At 71.0% G+C, this 7,937-nt stretch carries 6 protein-coding genes and 1 pseudogene; 3 read left to right on the forward strand and 4 right to left on the reverse strand.

The genetic code is table 11. The features are described 5' to 3' along the window. From B0W88_RS27440 to B0W88_RS27455, 4 genes and pseudogenes are all read right to left on the reverse strand, one after another. Positions 1-269, reverse strand: a pseudogene (locus B0W88_RS27440) (sensor histidine kinase); the annotation flags it as partial. 190 nt (positions 270-459) lie between these two features. Then, positions 460-1,032, reverse strand: coding sequence for a YceI family protein (locus B0W88_RS27445; RefSeq protein ID WP_077037747.1), 573 nt, complete (start codon positions 1,030-1,032; stop codon positions 460-462). Positions 1,033-1,068: 36 nt separating this feature from the next. After that, a complete protein-coding gene (locus tag B0W88_RS27450; protein WP_077037748.1) occupies positions 1,069-1,629 on the reverse strand; it encodes a YceI family protein in 561 nt (186 codons plus the stop codon). A 19-nt stretch (positions 1,630-1,648) separates the two neighbouring features. Continuing rightward, positions 1,649-2,191 carry a cytochrome b gene (locus tag B0W88_RS27455; protein ID WP_077037749.1) on the reverse strand — a complete coding sequence of 181 codons (543 nt, stop codon included), beginning with the start codon at positions 2,189-2,191 and terminating at the stop codon, positions 1,649-1,651. Positions 2,192-2,395: 204 nt separating this feature from the next. Here B0W88_RS27455 and B0W88_RS27460 point away from each other — a divergent pair, with 204 nt between their 5' ends. The 3 genes from B0W88_RS27460 to B0W88_RS27470 form a co-directional block, all read left to right on the forward strand. Beyond that, a complete protein-coding gene (locus B0W88_RS27460) occupies positions 2,396-3,829 on the forward strand; it encodes a sensor histidine kinase (protein ID WP_077037750.1) in 1,434 nt (477 codons plus the stop codon). Beyond that, complete coding sequence (locus tag B0W88_RS27465; RefSeq protein WP_077037751.1) at positions 3,819-6,269, forward strand: EAL domain-containing protein; 2,451 nt, start codon at positions 3,819-3,821, stop codon at positions 6,267-6,269. Before B0W88_RS27460 ends, B0W88_RS27465 begins: the two co-directional genes overlap by 11 nt. A 68-nt stretch (positions 6,270-6,337) precedes the next feature. Then, positions 6,338-7,937: hybrid sensor histidine kinase/response regulator (locus B0W88_RS27470; protein ID WP_144007004.1), on the forward strand; the 1,600-nt coding region annotated here is incomplete at its 3' end.

A 7,937-nucleotide genomic window follows, 5' to 3' on the forward strand; every position in this document is an offset into this window, starting at 1 on the left:
GGCTTGGCAGGCTTGGCCGGCTTGGCGGGGCGGGCCGGGCGTGCGGGCGAGGGCACGTCGGCCTCCACGTGCTCGCTGACCCGCCAGGTGAACGGGGGCAGCTCCTGCAGGATGTTGGTGCCGATCAGCAGCAGGACCGCATAGACGATGAAGCGCTTCCAGCTGATGCCCACCAGCCAGTTGGCGTAGGCGTGGAACCAGCGCACGAGGGTGGCGCTGAATGTCTGCCAGCGTTGGTACAGGGTCGGGGCGGAGCCGGGGGCGTTCATGGGGGAGACGGCGTAGGAGCTTGATCGATGGCTCGCACTGTATGCATGGCGCCGCGCCGGGGCCGGGGTCAAGCGATGCGCCGTCGCGACGGCGGGCTGAAATGCACCAATGCGTGACAGTCCGGAACTAAAAGGGCCCGCCAAGTGGCGGGCCCTGAAGCGAGGAGACGTGTTCGAGTTGTCTGCTTACTTACTGCTTGACCGCCTCGACCTGGATGATCAGGTGGACGTTCTTCGAGAAACCGTAGGCCAGGCCGTAGTCGATGCCCCAGTTCGTGCGGTCGATCACCGCGTCGAAGTCGCCACCGCAGACTTCGCGCTTGAGCATCGGGTTCTGGTAGCAGTTGAAGTTCTTGGCGTTCAGCGTGACCGGGGCGGTCTTGCCCTTCATCGTCAGCTGGCCGCTGACGGCCGTGACCTTCTCGCCGTCGAACGTGAACTTGTCGCCGACGAACTGGGCGGTCGGGAACTTCTCGGCCGAGAAGAAGTCGTCGCTCTTCAGGTGGGTGTTCATCGCGGCCACGCCGGTGTTGACCGAGCCGATCTGGAAGGTGATGTCCACCTTGCCGCTCTTGCCGGCCTTGTCCAGCTGCACGGTGCCTTCCTTCTGGTCGAAGCGGCCGCGGTTGGTCGAGGTGCCGAAGTGCAGGATCTCGTAGGTGACGAAGGTGTGCGTCGGGTCGACGGCGTAGGTGGCGGTTTCGGCGTGGGCGGCGACGCCGGCGACTGCCAGGGCAGCGGCGAACAGGGCTTTCTTGATCATGGGGTGTTGTCCTTGCGGGTTGGGGAAACGGATTGCTTATTGAGCGGCGATGCCGCTGAAGGCGAGCTTGAACTTGACCTGCACGTCGTCGGCGACGACCGAGGTGTCGGCCCAGTCGCCCTGGCCGATCTTGAAGGCCAGGCGCTTGATCGGGAACGCGCCGGTGGCGGTCGAGGTGCCGCCGGCCTGCGTGAGCGTCAGCGGCACGACCACGTCGCGGGCCTGGCCCTTGACCGTCAGCTTGCCGGTGACTTCGTACTTGCCGGCGCCGGTCGCCTTGACGGCGGTGCTCTGGAAGGTGGCCTGCGGGTTCTTCTTGGCGTCGAACCAGTCGGCCTTGACCAGCTCCGCGTCGATGGCGGCATCGCCCAGCGAGGCGCTGGCCATGTCGATCGTCAGCGTGACCTTGGCGGCGTCGGGCTTCTTCGGGTCGAAGCCGGTCAGCTGCGCGTCGAACTTCTTGAACTTGCCGTCCACCGGCACGCCCATCTGCTTGCTGGTGAAGCCCAGTTCGCTCTGGGCGGGCAGCAGCTTGGCCTGGGCGAACGAGGCGCCGGCGGCGAGGGCCAGCAGGCTGGCGACGAGGATCTTCTTCATGGTGAGCTAACTCCGGTTTTCAGCGGGTGCCGGGGAGCATCCGCTGCAGCAGACCGTCACGGTCGATGAAATGATGCTTCAGCGCAGCGCCCACATGGGCCAGCACCAGCGCGGCCAGGCCGAAGGCGAGGAACTTGTGGGCGGCCTTCAGCGTCTCGGCCAGCGCCTCGTCCTTGGGCACGAAGTCCGGCAGCGGGATCACGCCGAACCACACGATCGGGAAGCCCTTGGCCGAGCTGTAGGCCCAGCCGGCCAGCGGCACGGCGAAGAACAGCAGGTACAGCAGGCCGTGCGTCAGATGCGCGGCGCGGGCCTGCCAGGCGGGCATCGGCAGGTCGGCCGGCGGCTTGTGCCCCAAGCGCCAGAGCAGGCGGAGCGCCGACAGCAGCAGGATCGTCACGCCGGTCCACTTGTGCCAGTTGTAGAGCTTGACCCGGGTCAGCGAGAAAGGCAGATCGGCCATGTACAGGCCGACGCTGAAGGCGCCGACGATGGCCAGGGCCAGCAGCCAGTGGAAGGCCATCGCGACGGCGCCGTAGCGGGAGGGAGCGGTGCTTGTCATGTTGCGCTTTGTGCCAGCCCGGGGATCGAGCGTTGCCGGCAGTGTGCGTCCCCGTCTCGACCGGGAGATTCATCACGCTTGATTTCAGGATTCAGTCAATTTGAAGCTGCTGTCCCTAGAACCAGGAGCGGGTATGGCTTTGATAAAGGCGTTGATTGGTATAAACCCTCGACTTCGTGCGGCGTACGCCGCCAAGGGAGTCCGATGTTTCCCGCAGCCACCGAGACCCATCTGCTCGCTGCCGCCCTGGACAGCCTGATCGATGCCGAACTGCCGATCGGCCTGGCGGTGCTGGACCGGCAGATGCGCTATGTCCGCATCAACCCGGTGCTGGCCGCCGCCAACGGGCTGCCCCGCGAGGCCCACCTGGGCCGCAGCGTGCGCGAGGTGCTGCCGCTGGCAGCCGGCGACCTGGAGCCGCTGGTGCGGCGGGTGCTGGACGGCGAGCCGCTGCGCGGCCTGCGGCTGGCCGTCGAGGTGCCGAGCCTGCCGGGTGTCAACTCCGACTGGGAGGCGGACTACCTGCCCGTCCGCGGCGGCGACGGCAGCGTCATCGGCATGACCGGCTTCGCGGTCAACCGCTCCTTGCAGGCCCACAACGAGCAGTTGCGCCGCGAGGCCGAGCATCTGCGCCGGCTGCTGGACTGCTCCTTCGTCTACGTGGGCCTGCTGACGCTGGACGGCCGCCTGATCGAAGCGAACCTGGCGCCGCTGCAGGCCGCCCAGCTCGATCTGGCACAGGTGCAAGGTGTTCCGATATGGGACACACACTGGTGGTCGCATTCAGCTGAATTGCAGGCCTGGCAGCGCGACATCATTCCCCGCGTGGCGGCCGGCGAGCGGGTGGTGCGCTGCGACGTGGAGGTGCGCATGGCCGGCGACGCGCGGGCGATGATCGACTACATGCTCGCGCCGATGCGCGACGAGCAGGGCCGCATCGTCTGCCTGGTGGCCTCGGCGGTGGACATCAGCGAGGAGCAGCAGCGCGCCGCCCGGCGCGAGATCGAGGCGGCGCTGGGCGAGAAGACCGCGCTGCTGGGCGAGGTGCACCACCGGGTCAAGAACAACCTGCAGGTGATCTCCAGCCTGCTGAACCTGCAGGCCGGCTCGGCCGAGCCGGCGGTGCGGGCGGCGCTGCGCGACAGCCAGAGCCGCGTGCGCTCGATGGCGCTGATGCACCAGCTGCTCTACGAGCGCCAGGATCTGAGCGGGCTGGAGCTGGGCCACTACCTGCGCCAGCTCAGCGGCCTGCTGCGCGAGACCTACCTGGCCGGTGGCTCGGCGCTGCAGCTGGTGGCCGACGCGCCCGAGCGCGGCCTGCGCATCGACATGCAGCGGGCCATCCCCTGCGGGCTGCTGGTGACCGAGCTGCTGACCAACTCGATCAAGCATGCCTACCCCGCCGGCGGGCCGGGCCGCATCGAGCTGCGGGTGAGCGATGCCGGCGCCGGGCGGGCCTCGGTGGACGTCAGCGACGACGGCATCGGCATGCCGCAGGCCGGTCCGGCCACGCGTGGCCTGGGCCTGCAGCTGCTGCCGCTGCTGACCGACCAGTGCCGGGCGCGGCTGGAGCGCCTGCCCGCGGCGGCCGGCACGCACTACCGGCTCCATCTGGACCTGGCCCCCGATGCCTGCTGAACAAGCACCCGCGGCGCCGGCGCTGCGCATCCAGATCGTCGAGGACGAGCGCATCGTCGCGCTGGACCTGCAGCTCGACCTGGAGCAGCTCGGCTTCGAGGTGGCGGGCATCGCCGGCAACGTGGACGACGCGGTACGCATGGCGGCCGCGCTGCAGCCCGACCTGGTGCTGATGGACATCCACCTGGATGGTGGCGGCGACGGCATCGACGCGGCGCGCCGCATCCGCGCCGCGCAGGCGATGCCGGTGATCTTCCTGACCGCCTACGCCGAGCCCGAGGTGCTGGCCCGCGCCGCCCAGGTGGCGCCCTACGGCTACCTGCTCAAGCCCTTCGAGCTGCGCGAGCTGAACGCGACCGTCCGCATGGCGGCGGTTCGCCATGCCGAGGAACGTCGCACCGTACAGGCGCAGCGCCGCCTGCAGCTGGCGCTGGAGTCGGCCCAGCTGACGGTGCTGGAGCTGGACCGCCGCGACGGCCACCTGCGCTGGAGCGGCGAGCCCGGCGCCAGCCCCGCGCTGGCCGAGCTGATGCGCACCGAGCGCCTGGGCGAGCTGCTGGCCGGGCTGGATGCGCCGGGGCGGCAGGCCTTCCTGGCGCTTCAGCTGCAGGAGCAGCCGATCGATCTGACCTGCCGCTGGCGCGATGACGGCCCCGCTGCCGCGCCCCGATGGCTTGAGCTGCATGCCCGCCCGTTTCCGGCCGAGGGCCTGGCGATGGGCATGGTGCGCGACGTGTCGGCCCGCGTGGAGAGCGAGACGCGGCTGCGCCAGGCGCTGGTGGTCTACGAGTCCACCAGCGAGGCGATCCTGTTCCTCGACGCGCAGCAGCGGGTGCTGGGTTGCAACCCGGCCTTCACCCGCAGCACCGGCTGGCAGGAGGCGGACGTGGTCGGCCGCCGGCCGGTCGACTTCCTCTACGCGCGGCGCGAGCGCCGGGGTGGCGCCGGCGGCCATGGCGGCAAGGTCGAGGTGGCCTGCTGGCGGGCCGACGGCAGCGTGTTCCCGGCGCTGGAGCACCTGTGCGCCGTCCACGACGCCGGCGGCCGCGTCAGCCACCATGTGCTGAGCTTCTCGGACATCAGCGAGATCCGCGAGACCCAGCACCTGCTGCGCCACCAGGCCATGCACGACGCGCTGACCGGCCTGGGCAACCGGCTGCTGCTGCAGGAGGTCCTGCTGGCGCGCACCGCCACGCCGCACTCCGCCCCCTGCGCGCTGCTGTGCATCGACCTGGACGGCTTCAAGACCATCAACGACACGCTGGGCCATGACCAGGGGGACGAGCTGCTGGTGGTGATCGCGCGGCGCCTGGGCGCGCTGCTGCGGCGCGGCGACCTGGCGGTGCGGGTCGGCGGCGACGAGTTCGTCGTGCTGATGGAGCAGCCCCGCCATGCGGACGATCCCCTGCTGCTGGCGCGCCGCCTGCTGGACACGATCGCCGAGCCGGTCACGCTGGGCGGCCAGCCGGTGTCGGTGGGCGCCAGCATCGGCGTGGCCCTGTACCCGGAGCACGCCACCGGCCCGCAGGAACTGCTCAAGGCCGCCGACGCCGCCATGTACGAAGCCAAGGCGCGCGGCCGCAACCGGGCCGCGCTGTTCGCCCCGGCGCTGGGCGAGGGCGCGCTGGAGCAGCTGCGCCTGGAGCAGGGCCTGCGCCGCGCGCTGGGCGTGGACCAGCAGCTGAGCCTGCACTGGCAGCCGATGGTGGACATGGCCACCGGCGCGCTGCTGGGCGCCGAGGCGCTGCTGCGCTGGCGGCACCCGGAGCTGGGGCCGATCCCGCCGGCCCGCTTCGTGCCGCTGGCCGAGGCCACCGGGCTGATCTGCCCGATCGGCGCCTGGGTGCTGGACCGCGCCTGCGCGCAGGCGGCCGCCTGGCTGGCCGCCGGCATCGGGCTGCCGCGGGTGGCGGTCAATGTGTCGGTGCGGCAGTTCGAGCAGGAGGACGTGCTGCACCTGGTGCGCCAGGCGCTGCAGCGCCACGGCCTGCCGCCCGAGCGGCTGGAGATCGAGGTGACCGAGAGCCTGTTCGGCAATGCCGACTCGGTGCGCCAGGCGCTGCAGGGCCTGCGCGAGCTGGGCGTGGCGGTCTCGCTGGACGACTTCGGCACCGGCTTCTCCTCGCTGGGCCAGCTGCGCAGCCTGCCGATCGACCGGCTCAAGATCGACCGCAGCTTCGTCGCGGACCTCAGCAGCGATGCGCGCAGCCATGCGGTGGTGCGCACCGTCGTGACCCTGGCCCGCAGCCTGGGCCTGGAGATCACCGCCGAGGGTGTGGAGACCGAGCAGCAGCGTCGCACGCTGCAGGACCTCGGCGTGCACGAGGCGCAGGGCTGGCTGTTCCACCAGGCCATGCCGGCCGAGCAGCTGGCCGTGCTGCTGGCGGCATTGCCGCCGCTGGAGGATGCCGGTGCGGGCGCCTTGCGCACGCAGTGGTGATAATCCGATGGCTCGACTGACCCTCGCGCGGATACTGCCGCGGCTCGTCGATAACAAGAAGAATCCAGATGCCCCCTGCTGACCCCTTGCCGGAGCAAGGCGCCGTCGACCAGGAACTGCTGCGCCTGCTGGCCCGGCAGTCCCGCCGCGTGCCCTGGCCCGTGGGCTTCAGCGCGCTGGTCATCGGCGCGATGGCCGGCCATGGCGCCCACATCGGCTTCAGCCTCGGCTGGATCGCCTGCGTCTTCGGCATGCTGCTGCTGCGCGGCTGGCTGATCGGCCGGCTGCCGCAGATGGTCGAGGTGAGCCTGCAGCGGCGGCTGCGCTGGGCGGTCGCCGCCAGCGCGCTGAACGGGCTGGTGCTCAGCGCCTCGCTGTGCTTCGCGCCCTACCTGAGCGACTACGAGCGCATGCTGCAGACCATCCTGCTGCTGGGCCTGTGCGCCGGCGCCATCGCCGCCACGGCCGGCAGCGCGCGGCTGCTGCGGCCCTTCCTGGTGCCGGTGTCGCTGGCCAACGCGCTGTCCTGGGTCAGCGGCAGCGGCGGGGCGCATGCGGTCAGCTGGCTCGACTGGGGCCTGGGCGCGATGATCCTGATCTTCGCCTTCATCCTCTCCGCGCTGGCGGCCGATGCCTACCGGGTATTCGTCGACTCGGTGCTGATCCGCCAGCAGCAGGCCAGGCGCAACCAGCAGCTGCGCCTGGCCCTGAAGCAGGCCGAGCTGGCCAACCAGGCCAAGACCCGCTTCCTGGCCGCCGCCAGCCACGACCTGCGCCAGCCGATGCAGACGCTGAGCCTGTACGGCGCCGCCCTGCTGCGCCAGCCGCTGGACGAGAAGACGGCCGGCATCGCGCGGCGCATGAACCTCGCCGTGCAGTCGCTGGCCACGCAGATGGACGGGCTGCTCGACGTGTCCAGGCTCGACGCCGGCGCGGTGCCAGTGCACAGCCAGGTGTTCGCGCTGTGCCCGTGGCTGGCCGGCATCTGCCAGGAGGTGAGGCCGCAGGCCCTGGCCAAGGGCCTGCGCCTGACGCTGGACTGCTCGGCGGCTGCCTTCGTCGACACCGACCACCACCTGCTCGGGCGCCTGCTGCGCAACTTGCTGGACAACGCCCTGAAGTACACCGCCCGCGGCGAGGTGGCGGTGAGCGTGCGGCGCGACGGCGAGGTCTGGCGGGTGCGGGTGCGCGACACCGGCTGCGGCATCGCGCCGCACGAGCAGGGTCGCGTGTTCGAGGAGTTCTACCAGGTCGACAACCCGGAGCGCGACCGCGCCCGCGGGCTCGGCCTGGGCCTGTCCATCTGCAGCCGGCTGGCCGACCTGCTGGACCTGAGCCTGGGGCTCGAATCGATGCCCGGCGAGGGCAGCACCTTCAGCCTGGGCCTGGCGGCCGCCGAGGCGCCCGGCAATGACTCGACGCCGGGCGAGTCGGCCGCGGCGCTTCTTCCCGAGCGTGCGCTGGCCGGCCTGCGGGTGCTGGTGCTGGACAACGAGGCGCCTGTGCGCGAGGCGATGCAGGCGCTGCTGCAGGCCCACGGCTGCAGCGTGACGGCGGTGGCCACCTTGCGCGAGGCCCTGCTGCTGAGCCTGGCCCAGCGGCCCGACCTGCTGCTGGCCGACCTGCAACTCGGCGGCGGCGACGACGGCATCGCCGCGGTACGTTCGC

This window comes from Pelomonas sp. KK5, assembly GCF_001984095.1.
Taxonomy (GTDB): Bacteria; Pseudomonadota; Gammaproteobacteria; order Burkholderiales; family Burkholderiaceae_C; genus KK5.

Bases quoted from the DNA above. Each gene is read 5' to 3' on its own strand.
- B0W88_RS27465 (WP_077037751.1), top strand. From the start codon at position 3,819: ATGCCTGCTGAACAAGCACCCGCGGCGCCGGCGCTGCGCATCCAGATC.
- B0W88_RS27445 (WP_077037747.1), bottom strand. From the start codon at position 1,032: ATGATCAAGAAAGCCCTGTTCGCCGCTGCCCTGGCAGTCGCCGGCGTC.
- B0W88_RS27450 (WP_077037748.1), bottom strand. From the start codon at position 1,629: ATGAAGAAGATCCTCGTCGCCAGCCTGCTGGCCCTCGCCGCCGGCGCC.
- B0W88_RS27455 (WP_077037749.1), bottom strand. From the start codon at position 2,191: ATGACAAGCACCGCTCCCTCCCGCTACGGCGCCGTCGCGATGGCCTTC.
- B0W88_RS27460 (WP_077037750.1), top strand. From the start codon at position 2,396: ATGTTTCCCGCAGCCACCGAGACCCATCTGCTCGCTGCCGCCCTGGAC.